The organism is Nonomuraea sp. NPDC003709 (assembly GCF_040610775.1).
Lineage (GTDB): Bacteria > Actinomycetota > Actinomycetes > Streptosporangiales > Streptosporangiaceae > Nonomuraea > Nonomuraea angiospora_A.
Map to the genome: position 1 here is coordinate 360395 of NZ_JBEXMW010000009.1, position 21747 is coordinate 382141.

Here is a 21747-nt window from a genome sequence, read left to right on the forward strand (position 1 = left end):
GGAGGTCAGTGGAACTGCGGGACGATCAGGTAGATGCCGTACAGCACGACCGCGGCGCAGGCGGTGAAGCACAGGACGGCCGCGGCCAGGCCGCCCGCGCCGGTGCCGGTCCCCCGCTCCTGCGCCGACTGACGGGCCGACTGACGGGCCGACTGACGGGCCGCGAGCGCCAGCGCGCCGAGCGAGAAGACCGCGACGACGACCACGCTGACGGCCAGGCTGATGACGAAGACCTGTCCGAGGGCGTCCCATTTGATGTCCATCGGCGTCCGCCCTTCAGACCGGGGCGGGCACGTCGTTGACGTTGCCCGCGTGAACGGGTTCGCGGCGGCTGGCCGCGTACAGGCCGCCCGCCGCCGCGATCGCCACCAGCGCGGTGACGGCGACGCCGAGGGTGCCGGTGGTGGCCACTGCCGCCACGACCGCGCCCACCGCGGCGGCGGACGGCAGGGTCAGCAGCCAGGCCAGCGCCATCCGGCCCGCCACGCTCCAGCGCACCTTGGCCAGCCGGCGGCCCAGCCCGGTGCCGAGGATCGCGCCGGACACCACCTGCGTGGTCGACAGCGCGAACCCCAGGTGCGAGGAGGCGAGGATGACCGTGGTCGCGCTGGCCTCGGCGGCGAAGCCCTGCGGCGACTCGATCTCGGTGAGCCCCTTGCCCATGGTGCGGATGATCCGCCAGCCCCCGAGATACGTGCCCAGCCCGATGGCCAGCCCGGCGGTGGCGATCACCCACAGCGGCGGGTTCGAGCCGGAGGCCAGCGCCCCGGACGAGATCAGCGTGAGCGTGATGACGCCCATGGTCTTCTGGGCGTCGTTGGTGCCGTGCGCCAGCGACACCAGCGAGGCCGAGACGATCTGCCCGAACCGGAACGTGCCCGTCACCGACTCGTGCCGGGCCCTGGCGGTGAGCGAGTACGCCAGGAAGGTGGCGGTCATCGCGACGAACCCGGCGATCAGCGGCGAGGCCACCGCCGGGATGAGGATCTTCTGCACCACCGTGCCGAAGTTCACGCCCTGGATGCCGGCGCCCACCCACACCGCGCCGATGAGCCCTCCGAACAGCGCGTGCGAGGAACTGGAGGGCAGCCCCAGAAGCCAGGTGAGCAGGTTCCACAGGATCGCGCCGATCAGCCCGGCGAAGATCATCGGTGGGGTCACCAGGGTGTCGTCCACGATCCCGCCCGAGATCGTTTTGGCCACCTCGACCGACAGGAACGCGCCCACCACGTTCAGCACGCCCGAGATCGCCACCGCCACCTTCGGCCGCAGCGCGCCGGTCGCGATCGAGGTGGCCATCGCGTTGGCCGTGTCGTGGAAGCCGTTCGTGAAGTCGAACACCAGCGCCGTGATGATCACCACGACGACCAGGAACGTCACATGCTCCATGAGGGTTTCCCCATCGTCTCGACGTCACAAGAACGGTAGACCGGGGCGATGAACCGGCCGTGAACTCCTGTCGGCCATCATGCCTACCCACGGCACCGCCAAATACCGGCCAAGGAGGGTTACGGAGTGGTTCATGGTTAATTAGCCGATTAGGACATATCTCCGGCCATCATCCAGACGTGCGTATCGTTCGGTTAGCGAACTTCGTCACTCCCACGTCGGGCGGGCTGCGTACCGCCCTGCATGAGCTCGGCGCCGGCTACGCGGCGGCGGGGCACGAGCCCGTCCTGGTCGTCCCCGGCGCGGCGGCCCGCGACGAGCGGACCCCGGCCGGACGGGTCGTCACCCTGCCGGGCCCGGTGGTCCCCGGTCTCGGCGGCTACCGGGTCATCGCCGCCCGCGGCACGCTGAGACGCCTCCTGGAGGAGCTGGCACCCGACCGGATCGAGGTGTCGGACCGCACCACCCTGCGCTGGCTCGGCCCCTGGGCCAGGGCCGCGGGCGTCCGCTCGGTCATGGTCTCGCACGAGAGCCTGTCGGCGTTGCTGCGCCTGTACGGTCCCCTCGGCCGGCTGGCCGACCCCGTCAACCGCGCCACCGCGGCCCGGTTCGACACCGTGGTGTGCACGACCGCCTGGGCCGCGGCCGAGTTCGCCAGGCTGGGCGTGCCGAACCTGGTCCGGGTGCCGCTCGGGGTGGACCTCGCCACGTTCTCCCCCGAGCGCTTCGACCCCGGCCTGCGCTCCCGCCTGGCCGCGCGGGGCGAGGCGCTGCTGGTGCACTGCGGCCGCCTGTCTCCCGAGAAGCGGCCCGACCGCTCCATCCGCGCCCTCGCCGAGCTGCGCCGCAGGGGTGTCCCGGCCGTGCTGGTGGTGGCCGGCGACGGGCCGCTGCGGCCCAGGCTCACCCGGCTGGCGGACGGACTGCCGGTCCGCTTCCTCGGCCACCTCGCCGACCGGGACGCGCTGGCCGCGCTGCTCGCGACCGCGGACGTGGCCCTCGCCCCCGGCCCGGTGGAGACGTTCGGCCTGGCGGCGCTGGAGGCGCTGGCCAGTGGCACCCCGGTCGTGGCCACGCGCGACAGCGCCCTGCCCGAGGTCATCGGCCCCGCGGGGGCGGCGGTGGCCGACGACCCGGCGGCCTACGCCGGCGCGATCGAGGAGCTGCTGTCCGACCCCGCGCGCCGGGAGCGGGCCCGGGCCAGGGCCGAGCGGTACGGCTGGCCCGCCGCGGTCCGGGGCTTCCTGGACGCGCACGGCCTGATCGGCGCGCCCGCGAGGCCGCGATGACGCGGATGGTCTCCCTGGGCGACTCGGTCACGGTCGGACTGGGCGATCCGGTGCCAGGGCGCGGCTGGGCCGGGCTCCTGGCCGAGGCGCTGGCGCCCGCCGAGCTGAGCAACCTCGCCGTCTGCGGCGCCCGCGTCGCCGACGTCGTACGCGACCAGCTTCCCCGGGCGCTGGCCCTGCGCCCGTCCCTCGCCACCGTGCTCGTCGGCGTGAACGACACCCTGCGCGGCGACTTCGCCCCCCGCCAGATCCACGCGGACCTGGAACGCCTGATCACCCGGCTGCGCGCGGACCAGGTCACCGTGCTCACCGCCACGCTGCCCGACCCCGGCCTCATGCTGCGGATCCCGGAGCTGCTGCGCCGCCCCCTCGCCCGGCGCGTCCACGTGGTCAACACGATCGTGACCGGCCTCGCGCACCGCCACGGAACCATCCACCTCGATCTCGCCCGGCAACCCGCCCTGTACGAGCGGCGCATGTGGGGCGCCGACCGCCTGCACCCCAGCGAACGCGGGCACCGCCACCTGGCCCGGCTCTTCGCCGCCGAACTGCGCGAGCGCGGCGTCCCGGCGCGGCTGCCGGACCCGGAGCCCGCGAACGCCGAGCCCACCGCCTGGGCCAGCGCCTTCTGGCTGGCCACCGCGGGCACCGCCTGGCTGGTCCGGCGGTCCCGCGACTTCCTGCCCGCCTTCGCGAGGCTCGTCGCTCAGGAGATCTGGCACGAGAAATTCGCCGTACGGGCGACTGCCGGTGAACCGGACGTCGCCCCCAACCGGGATGAAACATCACATGAGGGTCGCCATTGTGGCCGAGTCGTTCCTGCCCCAGGTCAACGGGGTCACCAACTCGGTCTGCCGCGTTCTTGACCACCTGGCCGCCACCGGGCACGACGCCATGGTGGTCGCCCCGGCCCCCGCTCCCCCGTCCTACGCGGGCTTCCCGGTTCACCCGGTCCGCAGCCTCGCCCTGCCGTTCTACCGCTCCGTCACGGTGGGCCTGCCCGGCATGCGCCTGTCCCGTACGCTCGCCGGCTTCAAGCCCGACGTCGTCCATCTCGCCTCCCCCGCCCTGCTGGGCGCGGCCGGGATGGCCGCCGCCCGGCGGCTCGGCCTGCCCACCGTGGCCGTGTTCCAGACCGATCTGGCCGGATTCGCCCGCCAGTACGGCGTCCGCGGCGACCCGGTCATCTGGTCGTGGCTGCGGCGGGTGCACCGGCACGCCACCCGTACCCTCGCCCCCTCCACGCCGACCCTGCGCGAGCTGGCCGGCCACGGCATACCCCGCCTGTCGTTGTGGGGCCGCGGCGTCGACCTCGACCTGTTCCATCCCCGGCACCGCAGCGAGGAGCTGCGCCGCCGGCTCGCCCCGAACGGCCAGACCATCGTCGGATACGCCGGTCGCCTGGCCGCCGAGAAACAGCCTCAGCTGCTCGCCGCGCTCGCCGACGTCCCCGGGGTGCGGCTGGCCGTCGTGGGGACCGGCCCCATGGAGCGGCGGCTGCGCGGGCTGCTGCCCGGGGCGGAGTTCTTCGGCCTGCGCACCGGCCCCGACCTGGCCCGCGTCCTCGCCTCTCTGGACGTGTTCGTCCACACCGGCAGCAACGAGACCTTCTGCCAGGCCGTCCAGGAGGCCCTCGCCTCCGGCGTGCCGGTCGTCGCCCCGGCCGCGGGCGGCCCCCTCGACCTGGTCCGGCCGGGGGCCAACGGCCTGCTCTACGCCGGCGGCGACCCGTCGGCGCTGCGCGCGGCCGTCGCCGCCCTCGCCGGGGACCCCGATCGCCGCGCCCGCATGGCCCGGCAGGCCAGGGAGTCGGTGCGCGACCGCGACTGGGCCTCGGTGTGCGAGGAGCTGGTCGGCCACTATCACGGCGTCGTGACGGGCGAACCGGTCTCTCCGAGCCCGGCTGGATTTCGGCGGCGCGCCGCCGTAGGCTCCCCCAATGCGCGATCTAGGTGAGGACCCCCGGCCCGTCCGGGGCGCGGTACGCGAGATCCACTCCCTCGGCGACTCGGCCACCCTGTCCTACTCCCCCGACCTCGACGGCCTGGCCGACCCGGGGGAGATCGTCTGGGCCTGGGTTCCTTACGAGGAGGACCCGTCCCGCGGCAAGGACCGCCCCCTGCTGGTCGTGGGCCGGACCGGGCGCCGGCTCCTCGGCGTGATGCTCTCCAGCAAGGGCGACGACGGGCCCGACTGGGTGGAGCTCGGCGCCTGGGGCCGGGACGAGCGGGTGTCGTACGTACGGCTGGACCGGGTGTTCGTCCTGGACGAGGACGACATCCGGCGCGAGGGCGCGGTGCTCGACGGCGACCGCTTCGCGCGGGTGGCGGCCCGGCTCATGAAGACCTACGGCTGGGACGCCGGCCGGTAGCCCCCGTCACGGCGCGTCAGCCCAGGAAACCCGCCTGGCCGAGCCAGTCAAGATACCGGTCCGTCCACGAACTGCTCGGCGGGCCGGGCAGGGTCCCGGCGAACCTGTGGCCGCCCGTGGCGTAGACGTGCATCTCGGCCGGGTGGCCGGCGGCGTGCCAGGCCGCGTACAGCGCGAGACCGGACGACACGACCCCCTCGCCCACGTCGTCACCGGCGAACGAGATGAACAGCGGCGGCGCGCCGGTGCCGGGGACGGCCGGGATGCCGTATTCGCGGGCGACGATGGAGCTGTGGCTGAGCGGGCCTCCGACGTCGGTGACCACGGCGGAGGCGAGCGCGAACAGCGAGGTCCACGCGGGGGTGGTGATCCTCGCGACCAGGACGTCACCCGGGCGCATCCGGTCGAACTCGTCGGGGCCGTGGATGATCCGCGCGGGCGCGGTCACCCGTCCCGGGCTGCCGGGCACGCCCTTGATGATGCCGGAGGAGCCGTCGTCGTGGTGCCCGGGCAGGAGCCGGGAGAAGTCGATGCCCAGCAGCTTCGTGCCGCCGTCGGCCGGGAGCGAGTGCGGCGGCACGATCGCCTTCTGCGCCCGCCACGTGGCTTGCCGCTCCGCCACGACGGCACGCGAGCCGGCCGGGGAGCCCCGCCCGGAGTCCAGCACGCCCACGGCGGTTTCCAGCTCGTCCAGCCGCAGCCAGAACACGTCGTCCTGATCGGCCAGCGCCCCGGCGGCGACGAGGCGGCGGCCGATCTCGTGCAGCGCGCGGCGTGCCACCGGCCAGCCCACACCTTCGGAGGGGGGTGCGCGCTGCGGCGCGGTGGGGTTACCTGGTGGAGGCGCGTGCCACCAGATCGGGCTGGAAGATCACCTGGCGGTGCTCGTGGCCGACCGGTCGGTTGGCCTCCTCCAACAGCATCACGGCCGCCGTGTGGCCGAGCTGCTCGCGCGGCTGCCGGATGGACGACAGCGGCACGGCGGCCGCCGCAGCGAAGTCGATGTCGTCGTACCCGAGGATGGCCAGGTCGTCCGGGACCCGCAGCCCGCGCTGCGTCATCTCCTGCAGCACCCCGATGGCCACCAGGTCGTTGGCGCAGAAGACCGCGGTGGGCCGCTCGGACGGCGGCCGGGTGGCGATCTCCTCGCCAGCCAGCCGCCCGGTGGCGATGGTGAGGTCGGGCAGGGGGATGACGGTCAGCCGGTCGTCCGGCGAGAGCACGGCGGACAGCCCCTCGTGCCGCTCCCGCACCTGGCGGACGGTGAACGGCCCGCCCGCGAAGGCGATGTGGCGGTGCCCCCGCTCGCGCAGGTGCCGGCCGGCCAGCCGCCCGCCGAGCACGTCGTCGACCGCGACCGCGCAGCCGTGGCTGTGCGGGGCCGAGCTGTCGAAGCGCACCACCGGGATGCCGCGCGAGACGAGCCGGCGCAGCCGGTCCTCCTCGGCGCTGTCGTTGACCGGCGTGATCAGCACGCCCAGCGGACGCTGCTCCTCGAACGTCTCCAGCAGCCCCGCCTCGCGGCCGGCGTCCTTGTTGCTGTTGAAGACCATCACGGTGAGCTCGGCCCGCTGCGCGGCGGTCTCGACGCCGCGCAACACGTCGATGAAGAACGGGTTGGCCAGGTCGAGCGCGACCACGCCGATGGTCCGGCTGTGGCCGGCCCGCAGTTGCCGGGCGGAGCCGTTGCGGACGTAGCCGAGGCGGGCGATCGCGGCCCGCACCCGCAGCCGGGTGTCGGGGGCCACCATGTCGGGCCGGTTGAGCACATTGCTCACCGTGCCGACGGAGACCCCGGCGAGCCGGGCGACCTCTTTGATGCTCGACATCGTTCCTCGTCGCAGGCGTAATGTCGCTTTGATCATAACGCCTTCGACCAGGGGTTCGACACCAGGTGTGACAACCTCCGTCCGAGGCCGCGGCCGGGTGGGTCGAAGAAGCCGGTGTACGGAGCCGGCACCTTGCCGTCACCGCCGTTCGACATCAACCAGGTCATCGTCGAGCCTGGTAGCGGCGGCGGATCGAGATCACTTCCGGCACAATGGGCGTGGTCCTGTCCGGGGGCTGGATCTCCTGGACCACGCTCCGGTCGCCGGTCGGCCGCGCAACCGCTGTTGGGAGAGATGGTGGGGTGTCTGGCCTGCACGCCAGGAGTGGGCAGCAGTCAGCAGGCAGTTCATGAGGGTGTCACCCTGTACACCCAGTTCATGAGCGCAGATCGGATCGGCGCCATCGTCTACGACGGAGCCGATCCCGCCGACGATCCACGATGGCGCCTTTCGGGAGCACGCACCCAGGCGGAGTACGGCCGCTGGTGCCGGCACTGCTGCGGGATGGCCTGCCTGCACATGGCCCTTGATCATCGCGATGGCCACGCGCCGCCCCTTCTGGAGCTTCTGCGCGGCTGCCGCGACTACGGCGGCTACGTCGAGGACGACGACGGCCAGATCAAGGGCCTGATCTACGCCCCGTTCGCCGACTACGTACGCGCCGAGCACGGCATGCCCGCTGACGTGCACCCGCATCTCGCCGCGGCCGAACTGCCCGACCTGCTCGCGGACGGGCACCTGGTGATCGCCTCCGTCCACAAGGAGATCCGCCGGCCCGAGGTGCCCGCACCCGGCCGCGGCGGGCACCTGGTCCTCATCACCGGCCACGACCACGGGCTGCTGCATCTGCACAACCCATCCGGACACACCCCCGACGCCCGCCGGGCGAGGCTCCCCATCGAGGTGTTCGCGTCCTTCTTCGCCGGCCGGGGCATCGCCTTGAGCATGCGGCGCGTCTAGCCAGATCGCGTCGCCCGGCAAGGGGCGTTCTGCCGAGCCGGCCGCACCGCTCCGAAAAGGCGCAGTGCGGCCGCGCGGCTATGACAGCGGTGGTCAGGTCATCGCCTCGAAGGAGTAGTGCAGGCCGTATTGGGTTCTGTCGTAGGCGTGCACGAGCATGGGCTCCCCCGCACAGTCATGGTCGGCGTAGACCACGATCGGGCCGTCGGTTTCGTTGATCACGGCATGGTAGCCCGGGCCGAGGTCGTGGCAATCGCCGGGCCGTGGGTCCCCGATCCCCCACGCAGGCTCGCCGAGGTTGCTGATGATCACGGCTCCCGAGGCGGCGGTGGCCGGGGTGGCGGTGAGCGTGACGGCCGTGGCGGCCACGGTCAGCAGGGCGAGGATGGAACGCATAGCGGATCCCTTCTAAGAAGACAACCCCCTAATCATGCACAGTCAGTAGTTGATTAGTCACTTAAGGCGAGCGACACGCCAGGGTCCCAGATGGCGGGCAGAGGAACGCCTGCCGGTCGGGAGAGAGCGCGACACATGCCGCGTGGCGCGCCGCCCAGGATGAGCGTCCTCGCGCGAGCCGCAAGATCATTCCGCGAGCCACGGCACTCGCGGGCGCCGACCGGCACACCGTCGCCCGCCCACCGTGGCCTGCGCCGAACGGCGGCGAAGGCCCGTACTCACCCGTGGCAGCCCCCGTCACCTGCGGCGGGCGCGAGGGGCCATCGCGGGGTTGCGGTCGAGGCAGCCGGCGGGCCTGAGCGTGAAGCCGGCGTACTCCACGGGCATGACCAGGACGTGAGGTCGGCGACCAGCTCGGCGAACCGACGGTCACGCTCCGTGGCGGTGGTGCCGCCGCTCCAGTGGTGCGACTGCACGCCTTATGGCTCGGACCCGGACATTGGGGTCCCAGCCATAAGGCGGAGCGGGTCACCTTCCCTGGCGGGCGGCCTTGCCACCGGCACCGAAGAACAGGATGGTCGCGGCCACACCCAGCACAGCGACGAGCACGTCGGCGACCAGCGTGAGGGTGGGCAGGGTGATGAACAGGCTCACCACCTTGAACAGGACGGAGAAGATGACGATGATGGTGGCGAAGATCCGGACGGCGGTGCCGCCGCGCAGCGCCAGCCAGGCGAGCAGTACGAGCACGAGCGACCAGAAGATCGTGTTGTAGGCGAGCCCGGAGTAGATCATCTGGAGCCCCTCGAACCGGTCGCTCTGGATGTCGACCTCGTCGAGGCTCACGGGGGCAGAGCCCATGTCCGAATTCGCGGCGATCTGCTTTTTGATCGCCTCTGTGCCGGAGACGATGATTCCGATGGCGCTGATCACGTTGAGCGCCGCCGTGGCGATGGCCGCGTACACCGCTCGGGTTAAGTTCGCCGGCCTCTGGGGGGCCATGGCGGCGCGCCGGTCTTCGAATTGGGTGGGGGCTTGCCGTTCGTACATGGACATGCGGATCCCTTTCCGGAACGTTGTGTGTCTCGACGACGCGGTGATTACCGACCTCTGTCAGGCACTCCGCGGCCGTTAATGCCACGCACATTTCGCGCGGCCTTGAGAGGTATAGCAGATTCGCCCGACATCTGCGGGCGGCGGCGAATTCTGGAACCGCTCCGATAGCAATCCCCTTCGTTCGATCGGCGGAGGAAAGCGGCTTCCCAGATGGGAATTCCATCGCTGACCTGCGACGGAAGAAAGGCGGAAGAAAAACGGAAGAGCGGCACTCTAATGTCCTGCGACGTCAGCCGGGCTCACCCCAACGCCTCTTTGGAGCCGAATTTTTCGCGGCATCTCCGCTGAGTCGAGCGCGCGGATGAATGACACGCAATAAATGTCTCTCAGGGCGTTCTGTCGAGGGCCTTGCAATCGCGGGCAACGGCAAGAGCTATGACGCGACGGCGAAGGGGAGACCCGCGCAGCCCTTGGCCGGCACCGACCTCACGAGTCGGCGCCTCGTGCCGCACACGCCGTCGGCCTGGCAGTGGGGGCGGTGGGTGTGGCCCGGTGTACGTACTCGATGACGCCGCCCTTGGAGACCACCCGGGCGCGGCGGAACTCCGGATGCAGTCCGGTCGCGGCGGCGGGGCGGGCGCACCTGATCCGCCCGCCGAAGGGAACGGGCGGCTCAGGAGGCGAGCGTCATGCCCGTCAGGGCCGGCCGACGCTGAGGTAGTGGTAGCCGGCGGCCCGCATCGTCGCCGGGTCCAGCAGATTCCGGCCGTCGAACAGCACCGGCCGGCGCATCGTCGCGACGGCTTGCGTCCAGTCGACCTGGGTGAGCTGCGGCCACTCGGTGACGATGATCGCCGCGTCCGCGCCCTCCAGCGCCTGCTCCACGCTCGCATGGCGCGTTGTCGACGTCCAGGGCTCGGCCGCGGCCGGGCGGGCCATCGGATCCCAGCAGTGCACCTCGGCCCCCTCGGCGAGCAGCCGGGCCGCCAGGACGGTGCTGGGCGCCTCGCGCATGTCGTCCGTCCCCGGCTTGAACGTCAGGCCGAGCAGCGCCACCCGCGCACCCGCCAGCGTGCCGAGCTCGTCCTTGAGCTTCTGGATCGCCCGCCGCTTCTGCAGATTGTTGACCTCGATCACCGCTGACAGCAGCTGCAGGTGGTAGCCGGTGTTGTTGGCCAGCTGCCGCAGCGCCTCGCTGTCCTTGGGGAAGCACGAGCCGCCCCAGCCGATGCCGGGCCGCAGGAAGTGCGGTCCCAGGCGATGATCCAGTCCGACGGCGTGAGCCACCTCCTCGACGTCGGCCCCGGTCTTCTCGCACAAGGTGGCGATCTCATTGATAAAGCTGATCTTGGTGGCGAGCAGTGCGTTCGCCGCGAGCTTCACCATCTCCGCCGAGCGCACGCTCATCACCGCGACCGGCCCGTCCACGCCCTCGTGCAGCTCGGTGAGCAGGCGGGCGGTCGCCTCATCGGACGTCCCGATGACGATGCGGTCGGGATGCATGAAGTCGCTGACCGCGCGGCCCTCAGCGGTGAACTCCGGGTTCGCGGCATAGCCGACGTGGCCGAGCCCGGCGGCATCCAGCGCGGCTCGCACCCGGCCGCCGGTGCCCACCGGCACGGTGGATTTGACCACCACGGCCCGCAGGTGAGCGGCGTCCTTCAGGGCCGTCACCACCGACCAGACCCGTGACAGGTCCGCATCGCCGGAAGCCGACGGCGGCGTGTCCACGCAGACATAGGCGATCTCGGCACCGGTGACGGCCTCATCCAGGTCCAGCGTGAAGCTCAGCCGCTCCTTGTTCCGGGCGATCATGTCGCCCAGGCCCGGCTCGTAGATCGGCACATCGCCGGCCTGCAACAGCCTGATCTTCTCCGGGTCGATGTCCCGGACCACCACCCGGTGGCCGAGGTCGGCGAGGCAGGCACCGGTCACCAGACCGATGTATCCCGCCCCGAACACAACAACACGCCGGTAGTGCGGCTTTCCCACCATGCGGCAGCCCGTCCCCTTTCTCCGCAACGCGTGGCCGAGCAGAGCCGAGCGGCTCGGGACCTGCGTGCCGGTGTCCCTTCACAAGCTTCACAAGGAGGTCCCACCATAGCCGCCACCTCCTGCACGGCCCGGGCTGGCCCGTGTGACTTCGCGGGACTCGGCGAAGCGGCGCGGGTGGGCCTGACGCTCCACCCTGTCTTCATCGCCAGGTCGGCGGCAGAGACGTCGGGAGGGTGGCCAGATGGTCTTGGAGTTCGGCGTGCCGGAACTGGTAGATCGGGCCGACCGTGCGGAGCAGCCCGAGCCGGTGAGCGTCGTCCAGGAAGGACATCAGCGCGCGGGGAAGGATGCCGGCCAGGGCCAGGCGGGCGGTGGCGATCTGGTAGGCCATCCAGGCGTGGTGACGTCCGGCCGCGAGCCCGGCGGTGACGCCGAAGGTGAGCGCGTAGGTCAGCCCGACGGCGACTCCGAAGGCGGGGGTGTCGACGAGCCCGGCGGCGAGCCCGCCCGCCAGGCCGCCGGTCAGGGCGGCGGTGGCGCCGACGGTGGCGGCGCGGACGAGGTTGAGCGTGCGGTCCGCACGCCAACTGGTCAGGGGGGTGCTGGCCCTTCCGGCCGGGGACGGGGCCTCGGCCCATGCGGCGAATCCGGCCGCGAAACCGTGGACGAGGCCGACCGCCAGGCCGGAGGAGACCCCGGCGACGAGCGCGGCGGCGAGGGACTCGACGGTGAGCCACATCATGACCACCATCGCCAGCCCGGTGGCGAGGCCGAGGAGCAGCCCCCGTACCGGCCTGAACCTGGGTCTGAACCGGCGCCCGCGTAGCCGCAGGTCGGCGAAACCCGGTCTCTGCCGCGCCCAGGAGCGCGCCGCGAACGCGATGACGAGGCCCGCGGTGAGTCCGAACGCCAGCCCGTAGACCAGGCCGAGGACCGGGAACGGTGCGAAGCCCTCGGCGAGCCCGGTCGCGACCGTGGCGACGGTCGCGATCATGAGCGCGACGATGAGCCCCAGGGCGAGCCGGATCACGGGGGTGACGATACGGGTGCTGCCGGCCAGTCGCCACCAGGCCAGATCCCGCGTACGAGGGGTGCCGTCCGGGTTGCGGGGATGGGTGAGATGGTGGGCGAGGTAGCCGAGCACGTGCCGGACCTGGGCGGGGTCGTGGCGGCGCCGGGGCCGGAACAGGTCGGTCGGATGGGCACTGGGCGGGCGGGTGTCGATCAGCGCCGGGATGAGCCGGTCGAACAGGTGGGCACGCAGCGTGGCAGGTTCGGGGAACCGGGCGGCGTCGAGCAGGGCGGCCGGGTCGGCGTGCGGGGCGATGTAGACGGCTCGGAGCAGCCACAACCCGAGCGGGGTGGCGGTGACCCCGGCCAGCGTGCTGATGGAGCCCGCGGTGTCGGCGGGGGCGCCGGCCAGCGTGCTGATGGGGTCCGCCGTGTCGGCGGGGGCGCCGGCCAGGCCGGTGAGAATGTGCTCCCACGCCGGGTGCGGCCGGCCCGGCAGGCAGCGTCGCAGGTATCCGGCGGCCACGGCGGGGTCCAGCGGGTCGGGCTCGATGACCACCGCCGAGGTGAGCACGTCACCGGCGCCCTCGACGGCGCTGCGGTAGTCGCGGGTGCGGCCGGTCACGATGAGCTGGTCGGTTGCCCCGAGTGAACGGTTGAGCGTGGTGATGACCGCCGCCCGGGCCGCAGCGGGGAGCTCGTCCAGGCCGTCCAGCACCGGCAGGATGTGTCCGCGTGCCGCCAGAACCGCGGACGCTTCGGAGCCCAGGCTCGTGGCGCGCAGCGCCGGGTAGTCCTGCGCGAGCCGCGCCGCCAGCCAGTCGTGCATCAGCGGGAAGACCGCGGTGTCCCAGTCGGCGACCGGCAACAGCACCGGCACCGGCTCTTCCTCATGATCGTGGCGGGTGGCCAGGAGTTCCAGCAGCAGCTGAACGGCCAGCGTGGTCTTGCCCGTGCCCGGGTCGCCCAGGATCACCAGGCGTTGGCGGCGCATCGCGCGTAACCGGCCGGCCAGTGCGGAGACGTCGTCGCTCGAGGCGGTCAGCGGCAACGAGGCGGGGGTGAGGTTGGCCGGATGGTCCATCAGCCGTAGGTCGTCGGTCAGCCGCCAGCGCACCGGGATGGGGTCGGGGTCGTCCAGCGACCGCAGCGTCGCCTCCACGCGCCATTGCTGCCCGACCAGCCCGGCCAGCACCTCCTTGGCGGCCGCTATCGCCTGCGCCGTCACCGGCGCGGGGCCCGTCTTGCGCCGGAGGTGGAACGGCGCCGAGGGCGCGGGCCACCACGCCGCCTCGGCCGCCGCGCGAACGGAGGCCGGACCGGCTGAACCGTGGCCGTGCCGGATCCGCTGCCCTGTGCCGTCGGCGACCGGTTCGCCGGCGGGCCGCCCCGGTGCCTCCGGCCTGGAACGCAGCCGCTTGGCGGCCTCGCCGGCCAGCCGCCTGTCGCTGCGGGTTTCGGCCAGTCGCACCAGCAGCTCCCAGTAGGCCGCGTCCCAAGCCTGGGGCTCGCTCAGCTCGGCGGGCAGGCTCCGGCCGGATTGCCGGGCGAGGCGCAGGCAGGTGTCGACGAAGACCTCGACATGCTCCTGCTCCGGCCGAACGGGGCGGGTCTGGCTGATCATCCCGGCGATCGTGCTGCGTTTCAGCGTCAACGGCGGCTGCCCGGCACGACGGCGCGGCGTTCGGCCGCTGGCCGCCTCCAGCTCGCGGACCGAGACCGCGGCGGCGTCCTTCAACGCCCGCAGCCGCCGCGCGAACGGCAGCCGGGGATCCGAATCGTCGAGCACCCGAGCACCTCGCCCCAGCCGACCGCCGACCCCACCAGGTGTCCGGCGGCACCGGACACCCCCCGTGCCTTGAAGCGTAGGCCATCACCTGCGGCTCCACGGCTCGCTCGGACGAACTGTCCGCGTCCGTTGCCGGACAACCTTCCGGACGCCGAATGTCACTTCACACCCCGGTCGCGGCCGTCGGGCGATCCCGCGGCCCTCACGGAAGGAAGAACGCCATGAAGCACCCCGCTCCCTGGCTCATCATCGGCGGCCTGCTGCAGGCCGCGGCCGCCTTCGTCGCGGTCTTGGTCCCTCCGCTCGGTTTCGACAGCCGTTCACCCGCCTGGTGGACGGTGTGCCTGGCCGTCATGCACGTGCCCCAGGCGGCCGGGTTCTCCCTGCTGGCACGATCGGCATCCGGCCTGGTCGCCAGGGTCGGCTTCCGGACGACCGCCGTGGCCGTGGCCGTGTTCGTTCCGGCCGAGCTCGCGGCCCTCGTCTCGGCAGACGCGGCAGGCATGATCTTCGCGATCGCCTCCCCGCTGTCCGGTCTCGGCCTGCTGGTGGCGGGCGTGGCCACCGTGCGCCGCGGCGACTGGCCGGGCATCGGGCGCTTCACCCCGCTGATCACCGGCCTGTACGTCTTCGTCGTCCTCACACCATCCCTGGCGATGCTCGGACCGATCGCCGCCGTGCTCGCCATCGGCGGCTGGGGCGGGTGTTTCGCCCTGCTCGGCGCTGCCACCCGCCGGCGGCTCCTGGCGGACCGCCTTTGCGCGGACCCGTCCGATTCGTCCCAGTCAATCGCTCGACCGGCCACGGAAAGCGAGTGATCTCTCATGCTCCGCGCTCTCTCCGGCAAGGCACTCGCCGTCCTCGCGGCCCTCGCTCTGATCTCGACACTCCACAGCCCCCGGCTTCCCGCGGCGACCGCCCGGGACACGGCCGCCTCCGTGGGGCTGCAGTGCCGGGATCTCTCCTGCCGGTACTACTTCAGCCGGGCACAGACCGCGAAGATCAAGACCACCCTGGATGCCAGGGAGTGGACCGCCCAGGCCGGGGCCCAGCTCATCTGCTCCAGGATCCCGCACAAGGTGGTCGCCGCCTTCTGCCTGCTGGCCTTCGCCTATCTGTATGACAGCGCTCGGAGCCGGCTCGTCAACGCGTACGAGATGGGCGGATGCCTCGTCCTGCGGGCCCGGGTGAGCTGGCGCAGATCGATCACGTTCGCCAGCGTTCCCCCGACCCACAGCAGATGCGTGTGACCGACGTTTCCCGACGCCGCGCCGGTGAAGCACCGTCCGCCCGCCGACCGTCTCCGGCATCAAGCGTGAGCTGGGTGCCGGGGATGCTGCCCGGACAATTCCGTACTCTCCCGAAATGCCAGTCGATGCGGCACGCACACCTCGTGTGCCTTGTCCGTCCCGCCGCTCAGCCGCTCGGCCAGCAGGTCCACCGCCGACTGCGCGATCAGCGCCTTGTCGGGCGCGACGGTCGACAGCGTGGGCGTGGCGAACCGGCCGTCCTGGATGTCGTCGAACCCCATCACCAGCACGTCGCCCGGCACCTCGTACCCCCGCTTGAGCAGCGTCCGCAGGGCGCCCAGCGCGAGCGTGTCGTTGAAGCAGAAGACCGCGTCCGGCGCGCCGGATTCGAGCAGGCGGCTCATGGCCTCGGCGCCGTCGGCGCGACCCCAGCGTGCGACCGGCGCGACCAGGGACGGGTCGGCCGGGAGGCCGGCCTCGGCGAGCGCCTGCCGGTAGCCCTTCAGCCGCAGGCGGCCCGTCGCGGCGACGGCCGTGCGCTGCACGCCGATGGCGGCGATCCTGCGCCTGCCGCGCTCGGCCAGGTGCAGGGTGGCCGCCCGCGCGGCGGCCACGTTGTCGATGCCGACGTGATCGTACGGCGAGCGGCCCGTCCCGATGCGCTCCCCGAGCAGCACCATCGGCGTACGCTCGTCGCGCCCGGCCAGGTCCTTGCCCGTGAGCGCGAGCGGGCTGAACAGCAGCCCGTCGATGAGGTGGTCGCGGATCCCGGAGATCACCACGCGTTCCTTGGCCCGGTCGCCCTGGGTCTGGTCGATGAGCACGGTCCAGCCTCGCCGGTCGGCCGCCTCGATGACGTTCGTGGCCAGTTCGGCGAAGTAGGGGTTGTCCAGGTCGGGCACCGCCAGCGCGACCACGCCGGAGCGGCCTGCGCGCAGGCTGCGCGCCGACAGGTTCGGCCGGTAGGAGAGCTCGGCTATCGCCGCCTCCACCCGGGCCCGCGTCTCGCCACTGACATGGGGATAGTCGTTGACCACGTTGGACACGGTCTTGATCGACACCCCGGCCAGCTCGGCGACGTCCTTCAGCCTCGGCCGCACCATGCCCCCTTCGCCATCGGAACCCTACCTGGTTTACAACGATGTAACGAACTGGCGCCAGGCAATTTACAACGTTGGAACCAACGATGTAAAACGTCCGTAACCTCACGGTCAGGAGTGATCTGGCATGTCCCAAAACGACCTTTCCAGGCGGCGCGCACTGGGCCTGGGCCTCGGCACGCTGGTCATCGGCGCCGCGGGCTGCGGCGGAGGCGGCGGTCCCAAGCAGGCGCAGGCGCCGGCCACCGCGCCGGCCACCACGGCGGCGCCCACCGAATACACCGGTCCCTCGGTCTCGCTGGCGTTCTGGAACGGCTTCACCGGCGGCGACGGCCCGGTCATGAAGAAGCTGGTGGACCAGTTCAACACCGAGCACCCGAACATCAAGGTGTCGATGAACGTCTACAAGTGGGAAGACTATTACGCGAAGGTCCCCGCGGCCGTCTCCGCGGGTCAAGGCCCTGACCTCGGCATCATGCACGTCGACAGCGTCGCCACCAACGCGGCCCGGCAGGTGGTCCTGCCCCTCGACGACGTGGCCAACGCGCTCAACCTCACCGAGGCGGACTTCTCCCCGCCGGTCTGGAAGGCCGGCGTCTACAAGGGCGCGCGCTACTCGATCCCGCTCGACGTGCACCCGCTCGGCATGTTCTACAACAAGACGGTCATGAAGAAGGCCGGGCTCGACCCGGAGCAGCCGCCCAAGACCGGCGAGGAGTACATGGCGGCGCTGGAGGCGCTGAAGAAGGCGGGCATCCAGGGGCACTGGGCCACGCCGTTCCCGTTCACCGGAAGCATGCAGTTCGGGACGCTGCTCTACCAGAACGGCGGCCAGCTCTTCGCCGACGACGCCAGTGTCTCGCGCTTCGCCGAGGACCCTGGCGTGCAGGCCCTGACCTGGCTCGTCGACCTCGTCAACAAGGGCTACAGCCCCAAGAACGTCGGCCAGGACGCCGACTTCATCGCCCTGCAGAACGGCAAGGCCGCCTTCAACTGGAACGGCATCTGGTCCATCAACACGCTCAAAGAGATCAAGGACCTGGAGTGGGGCGTCGCGCCGCTCCCGCAGATCGGGTCGAAGCCGGCGGCGTGGGCGGGCTCGCACCAGTTCGTGGTGTTCAAGCAGCGTACGCCCGACCAGAACAAGCTGACCGCGGCCAAGGTGTTCATCAACTGGATCAGCGGCCACTCGCTGGAGTGGGCCAAGGGCGGCCAGGTGCCGGCGCGCAAGTCGATCCGCGACGGCGCGGAGTTCGCGGCGCTGAAGGAGCAGGCCACGATCGGCACCCAGATCGACTACCTGTACTTCCTGCCGTCGGTGGCGGGCATCGGGGACGCCTCCGCGGTCGTCGACCAGGCGATCAACGCGGCGATCCTGCTCAAGAAGAGCCCCAAGGACGCGCTCACGGAGGCCGCCGCCAAGGCCGACAAGATCCTTGAGGCCAACCGGAAGAAGTACGGCGCCTGATGGTCGCGATCTCAGCGGAAGAGACGCTGGGGCGGGAGGTGCGCGTTCCCCGATCGGGCAAGGCGACGCCGTACCTGTTCCTGGCGCCGTACCTGATCCTTTTCTCCGTGTTCGTGCTGGCCCCGGCCCTGTTCGGAATCTGGGTGAGCCTGCACGACTGGGACTACCTGCTCGAGGGCAAGCCGTTCGTCGGCCTGGACAACTACACGGCGCTGTTCGACGACCAGTCGCCCGTCTACGGCGACTTCTGGATGTCGATGCGGGCGACCGGGATCTTCACCGTGTTCAGCGTGCCGTTCCTGGTCGTGCTGCCGCTCGGGGTGGCGTTGCTGCTCAACCGGCCCTTCCGGGGCAGGACGCTGTTCCGGGGGCTGTTCTTCGCGCCGTTCGTGCTGGGCGTGGCGGTGGTGTGCCTGATGTGGCGGCTGCTGCTCGACCCGAACCTCGGCCTGGTCGACTGGATACTCGGCACGCCGATCCCCTGGACCACCGCGACGCCGTGGGCCTGGATCGCGCTGGTCGGGGTGACGGTCTGGTGGACGCTCGGGTTCAACGCGGTGATCTACCTGGCCGGGATGCAGGACATCCCGCGCGAGCTGTACGACGCGGCGAAGGTGGACGGCGCGGGGCGGTGGGGCGAGTTCGTCCACGTCACGCTGCCGGGGCTGCGGCCCGTCGCGCTGTTCGTGGTGACGACGACGATCCTGGCCTCGGCGAACATGTTCGGGCAGTCGTACCTGCTGACCCAGGGGGCGCCGGGCGGGGACACGCGGACCGCGATCATGTACATGCTCCAGCAGGGGCTCAGGGAGTACAAGATGGGCAGCGCCTCGGCCATGAGCTACCTGCTCACGCTGCTGCTGATCCTGATCAGCGTGGCCAACTTCCGGCTGTTCAGGACCCGGTCATGAAGCGCTACACGGGCCTGGTGGCCCTCGCCGTGCTGTTCGTGGGGCCGCTGGTGTGGGCCCTGGGCGTGTCGTTCAAGACGCAGACCGAGGCCACCCGGGTGCCGCCCACGCTGCTGCCCGCCGAGCCGACGACGTCCGCGTACGGGACGGTCTTCCAGGGCACCACGGACACGCCGGTGCTGCGCTGGTTCGCCAACAGTCTCATCGCCGCCACAGGGCACATGCTGCTGGTGCTCGCGGTGTCGTCGCTGGCCGCGTACGCGCTGGCCAGGCTGGAGTTCCGCGGCAAGAAGCTGATGTTCGGGATGATCGTCGGCACGCTGCTGGTGCCGGGGTTCGTCTTCCTCATCCCGCAGTTCCTGATCGTCGACCAGCTCGGCTGGCTGGACAGCCTGACGGCGCTCATCGTGCCGGGGGCGGCGGGCGCGTTCGGGGTGTTCTTCCTGCGGCAGTTCTTCCTCGGGCTCCCGCGTGAGCTGGACGAGGCCGCGCTGATGGAGGGCGCCAACCACTGGCACATCTTCTGGCGGGTCACGCTGCCGCTGTCGCGGCCCGCGCTGGCCACGCTGGCCGTGCTGAGCTTCCTGTCCAACTGGAACGACTTCATCTGGCCGATCTACGTGATCTTCAGTCCCGAGTACTTCACGCTGCCGCCGGGCCTGTCGATCCTGCAGGGGGCGTACACGATCCACTATCCGGTGATCATGGCGGGCGCGGTGCTGGCCAGCATCCCCGTCCTGATCCTCTTCAGTCTGACCCAGCGGTACGTCATCGAAGGCATCTCTCGTAGTGGCCTGAAGGGCTGACACATGCACCTGGCTGTCATCGCCACACTGATCCTCTCCCTCTTCACCAATCCGGTGTCCGGCTCCTTCTCCGACACGTTCGCCGACCCGTCGGTGATCCGCGGGCAGGACGGCTACTGGTACTCCTACGGCACGTCGGACCCGCTGCGCGAGGGCGAGAAGGTCCTGCACAGGCTACCGATCGCCCGCTCCAGCGACCTGGTCAACTGGACCTACGTGGGCGACGCGTTCGGGCCGGACAACCTGCCGTCGTACGCGGCGCCCGGCAGTCTCTTCTGGGCACCGGACATCCGTTACCTCGACGGCCGGTACGTCATGTACTTCACCGTCACCGACACCACCACCACGCCCGCCAACTGGGACTACTCGATCGGCGCCGCCACGGCCCCCACGCCGACCGGGCCGTGGACGCACATCGACGCCCCGGTCGTCGCCCCGCGTCCCTCGGGCAACTCGTACTGGAACACGATCGACCCCTCGCAGTTCACCGACGTGGACGGGCGCAAGTACCTGTACTTCGGCGGGTTCTTCGGCGGCCTGTGGGTGACCGAGCTGTCCGCCGACGGGCTGCGCGCCACCGGGCAGCCGCAGCAGGTCGCGATCGACAACAAGTTCGAGGGCGCGTACGTGGTGCGCCACGACGGCTACTACTACCTGCTCGGCTCCTCGGCGAACTGCTGCGCCGGGCCGACCACCGGCTACTCGGTGCTGGCCGGGCGCTCGACCAGCCCGCGCGGGCCGTTCGTCGACCGCGAGGGCGTGCCGCTGCTGGCCTCACGCGCCGGTGGCACCCCTGTCCTGGACCAGAACGGCAACCGCTTCATCGGCACCGGCCACCACGCCCAGCTCACCGACCTTTCCGGTCAGGACTGGATGCTCTACCACGCCATCGATCGAAGCGACCCGTTCCTGGACGAGCCGTACGGGATCAACGAGCGGCCCATGCTGCTGGACCGGCTGGACTGGATCGACGGCTGGCCGGCCGTGCGTGCGGGGGCCGGGCCTTCCGAGCAGTCGCGGGAGACGCCGGTGACCCGCGGGGTCGTGGACGATCGGTTCGCGGGCGATCTGTCGGGCTGGCGGAACACGGCCGGCTGGGCCGTACAGGATGGACATGTCCGTGGCCAGGGCACGCTCATCAGCCGCAAGTCGCTCGGCGGGGACGTCCGCGTCGAGACCGACCTCAAGACGGACAAGTCCGCCGGGATCCGCATCGGCGGCACAACCGCGGTCGTTTCGCCCGACGGGTTGACGCTCACCTCGGGCGGCGCGTCCCGTACGGTGGCGCTGCCCGGAGGGGCCGCGACCTGGCACAACCTGGCCGTCACCGTCAAGGGACGGACGATCACCGCCGAGGTGACCGAGGCCCGGCTCCGTGACCCGCAGGCGAGCGTCACCGTCACGGGCAGCGCGAACGGCCCGATCGGGCTGGTCTCCGACGGGGGCGCCGACTTCGACAACGTCTCCGCCGCCCCGCTGTTCAAGGCCGTCACCAAGGCTGCGCCGACGCCGCGCACGGGCAGGCTGCTGGACGCCGACGAGTTCGACGGGCCGCTCGACTCCCGCTGGACCTGGGTCCGGCAGGACGCCGCGGCCAAGAACGAGGAGGGCGTGCTGCGCTGGCCCGTCCAGGGCACCGACCTGGTCGGGACCGGCAACAAGGCGTCGGTGCTGCTGCGCGAGGCCCCCAAGGGCGACTACGTCGTGGAGACCAAGGTCACGCTCGACCTGGGCGAGGACGCCGTACGCAACTACCAGCAGGCCGGGCTGGTCGCCTACGCCTCCGACGACGACTTCGCCCGCCTGTCCCAGGTCGCCATCTGGAACACCCGCCAGGTCGAGTACGGCCGCGAGCTGACCTTCGCCGGCCGCCTGTCCTACGGCGGCAACATCGTCGGCCCGCCCGCGAAGACCACCTGGCTGCGGCTGGCGCACCACGTGGACCCGGCCAACGGGGAGCACGAGTTCCGCGCCGGATCCAGCCGCGACGGCAAGACCTGGACCTGGGGCGGCGTCTGGACCTTCCCCAAGGACACGGCCGTGCGCATCGGCCTGGTCGCCCACGGCGGGGCCCAGCCGGCCGTCAACGCCGACTTCGACTACGTACGCGTCTACCGAGGAGCCTGA

At 71.5% G+C, this 21747-nt stretch carries 21 protein-coding genes; 12 read left to right on the forward strand and 9 right to left on the reverse strand.

Annotated elements, in window-relative coordinates; all coding sequences use genetic code 11:
• Positions 1-5: 5 nt before the first annotated feature.
• Both ABZX61_RS28320 and ABZX61_RS28325 read right to left on the reverse strand, forming a co-directional pair.
• The gene (locus ABZX61_RS28320) at positions 6-263 is read right to left on the reverse strand and encodes a hypothetical protein (RefSeq protein WP_355199089.1); all 258 of its coding nucleotides are present in this window, start codon (positions 261-263) and stop codon (positions 6-8) included.
• 13 nt (positions 264-276) lie between these two features.
• A complete protein-coding gene (locus ABZX61_RS28325; RefSeq protein ID WP_350734809.1) occupies positions 277-1389 on the reverse strand; it encodes an inorganic phosphate transporter in 1113 nt (370 codons plus the stop codon).
• A gap of 179 nt (positions 1390-1568) precedes the next feature.
• Between ABZX61_RS28325 and ABZX61_RS28330 the strand changes: the two genes are divergently transcribed.
• The 4 genes from ABZX61_RS28330 to ABZX61_RS28345 are packed head-to-tail and all read left to right on the forward strand — an operon-like array spanning position 1569 to position 5049.
• A complete protein-coding gene (locus ABZX61_RS28330; RefSeq protein WP_355199091.1) occupies positions 1569-2678 on the forward strand; it encodes a glycosyltransferase in 1110 nt (369 codons plus the stop codon).
• Positions 2675-3544, forward strand: a complete 870-nt coding sequence (locus tag ABZX61_RS28335) for an SGNH/GDSL hydrolase family protein (RefSeq protein ID WP_350734813.1) — start codon at positions 2675-2677, stop codon at positions 3542-3544. Before ABZX61_RS28330 ends, ABZX61_RS28335 begins: the two co-directional genes overlap by 4 nt.
• Entirely contained in the window at positions 3468-4634 is a 1167-nt protein-coding gene (locus ABZX61_RS28340) for a glycosyltransferase family 1 protein (protein ID WP_355199093.1), read from the forward strand. Before ABZX61_RS28335 ends, ABZX61_RS28340 begins: the two co-directional genes overlap by 77 nt.
• Positions 4618-5049 carry a type II toxin-antitoxin system PemK/MazF family toxin gene (locus ABZX61_RS28345; protein WP_350734816.1) on the forward strand — a complete coding sequence of 144 codons (432 nt, stop codon included), beginning with the start codon at positions 4618-4620 and terminating at the stop codon, positions 5047-5049. The genes ABZX61_RS28340 and ABZX61_RS28345 overlap by 17 nt, the downstream gene beginning before the upstream one ends.
• 16 nt (positions 5050-5065) lie before the next feature.
• Here the strand turns inward: ABZX61_RS28345 and ABZX61_RS28350 are convergent, their stop codons facing one another.
• Positions 5066-5830: a PEP-utilizing enzyme gene (locus ABZX61_RS28350; protein ID WP_355199095.1), complete on the reverse strand. Its 765-nt coding sequence runs from the start codon at positions 5828-5830 to the stop codon at positions 5066-5068.
• Between the two features lie 49 nt (positions 5831-5879).
• Positions 5880-6878 (reverse strand): LacI family DNA-binding transcriptional regulator, encoded by a 999-nt coding sequence (locus tag ABZX61_RS28355; RefSeq protein WP_355199097.1) that lies wholly within the window; start codon positions 6876-6878, stop codon positions 5880-5882.
• 378 nt (positions 6879-7256) lie between these two features.
• On the opposite strand from ABZX61_RS28355, the gene ABZX61_RS28360 reads away from it, so the two are divergent.
• On the forward strand, positions 7257-7838 hold the full coding sequence (locus tag ABZX61_RS28360) for a peptidase (protein WP_355199099.1): 582 nt from the start codon (positions 7257-7259) through the stop codon (positions 7836-7838).
• Between the two features lie 93 nt (positions 7839-7931).
• On the opposite strand, the gene ABZX61_RS28365 is transcribed toward ABZX61_RS28360, so the two are convergent.
• Together ABZX61_RS28365 and ABZX61_RS28370 are read right to left on the reverse strand one after the other, a co-directional pair.
• Positions 7932-8234, reverse strand: coding sequence for a hypothetical protein (locus ABZX61_RS28365; protein WP_355199101.1), 303 nt, complete (start codon positions 8232-8234; stop codon positions 7932-7934).
• 528 nt (positions 8235-8762) lie between these two features.
• Positions 8763-9095: a hypothetical protein gene (locus tag ABZX61_RS28370; protein ID WP_355199103.1), complete on the reverse strand. Its 333-nt coding sequence runs from the start codon at positions 9093-9095 to the stop codon at positions 8763-8765.
• Between ABZX61_RS28370 and ABZX61_RS28375 the strand changes: the two genes are divergently transcribed.
• Positions 9094-9369 carry a hypothetical protein gene (locus tag ABZX61_RS28375; RefSeq protein WP_355199105.1) on the forward strand — a complete coding sequence of 92 codons (276 nt, stop codon included), beginning with the start codon at positions 9094-9096 and terminating at the stop codon, positions 9367-9369. The genes ABZX61_RS28370 and ABZX61_RS28375 overlap by 2 nt on opposite strands.
• A gap of 617 nt (positions 9370-9986) precedes the next feature.
• On the opposite strand, the gene ABZX61_RS28380 is transcribed toward ABZX61_RS28375, so the two are convergent.
• Together ABZX61_RS28380 and ABZX61_RS28385 are read right to left on the reverse strand one after the other, a co-directional pair.
• On the reverse strand, positions 9987-11285 hold the full coding sequence (locus ABZX61_RS28380) for a UDP-glucose/GDP-mannose dehydrogenase family protein (RefSeq protein ID WP_355199107.1): 1299 nt from the start codon (positions 11283-11285) through the stop codon (positions 9987-9989).
• A gap of 199 nt (positions 11286-11484) precedes the next feature.
• Positions 11485-14085, reverse strand: a complete 2601-nt coding sequence (locus ABZX61_RS28385; RefSeq protein ID WP_355199109.1) for an NACHT domain-containing protein — start codon at positions 14083-14085, stop codon at positions 11485-11487.
• A gap of 221 nt (positions 14086-14306) precedes the next feature.
• On the opposite strand from ABZX61_RS28385, the gene ABZX61_RS28390 reads away from it, so the two are divergent.
• Positions 14307-14903 (forward strand): hypothetical protein, encoded by a 597-nt coding sequence (locus ABZX61_RS28390; protein WP_355199111.1) that lies wholly within the window; start codon positions 14307-14309, stop codon positions 14901-14903.
• Between the two features lie 6 nt (positions 14904-14909).
• Entirely contained in the window at positions 14910-15335 is a 426-nt protein-coding gene (locus tag ABZX61_RS28395) for a hypothetical protein (protein WP_355199113.1), read from the forward strand.
• A gap of 59 nt (positions 15336-15394) precedes the next feature.
• On the opposite strand, the gene ABZX61_RS28400 is transcribed toward ABZX61_RS28395, so the two are convergent.
• On the reverse strand, positions 15395-16438 hold the full coding sequence (locus tag ABZX61_RS28400) for a LacI family DNA-binding transcriptional regulator (protein ID WP_355199115.1): 1044 nt from the start codon (positions 16436-16438) through the stop codon (positions 15395-15397).
• 124 nt (positions 16439-16562) lie between these two features.
• On the opposite strand from ABZX61_RS28400, the gene ABZX61_RS28405 reads away from it, so the two are divergent.
• The 4 genes from ABZX61_RS28405 to ABZX61_RS28420 are packed head-to-tail and all read left to right on the forward strand — an operon-like array spanning position 16563 to position 21747.
• Complete coding sequence (locus ABZX61_RS28405) at positions 16563-17903, forward strand: ABC transporter substrate-binding protein (protein WP_355199117.1); 1341 nt, start codon at positions 16563-16565, stop codon at positions 17901-17903.
• Positions 17903-18814 carry a sugar ABC transporter permease gene (locus ABZX61_RS28410; RefSeq protein WP_355199119.1) on the forward strand — a complete coding sequence of 304 codons (912 nt, stop codon included), beginning with the start codon at positions 17903-17905 and terminating at the stop codon, positions 18812-18814. The genes ABZX61_RS28405 and ABZX61_RS28410 overlap by 1 nt, the downstream gene beginning before the upstream one ends.
• Complete coding sequence (locus tag ABZX61_RS28415) at positions 18811-19620, forward strand: carbohydrate ABC transporter permease (RefSeq protein WP_355199121.1); 810 nt, start codon at positions 18811-18813, stop codon at positions 19618-19620. The genes ABZX61_RS28410 and ABZX61_RS28415 overlap by 4 nt, the downstream gene beginning before the upstream one ends.
• Before the next feature lie 3 nt (positions 19621-19623).
• Positions 19624-21747, forward strand: coding sequence for a family 43 glycosylhydrolase (locus ABZX61_RS28420; protein ID WP_355199123.1), 2124 nt, complete (start codon positions 19624-19626; stop codon positions 21745-21747).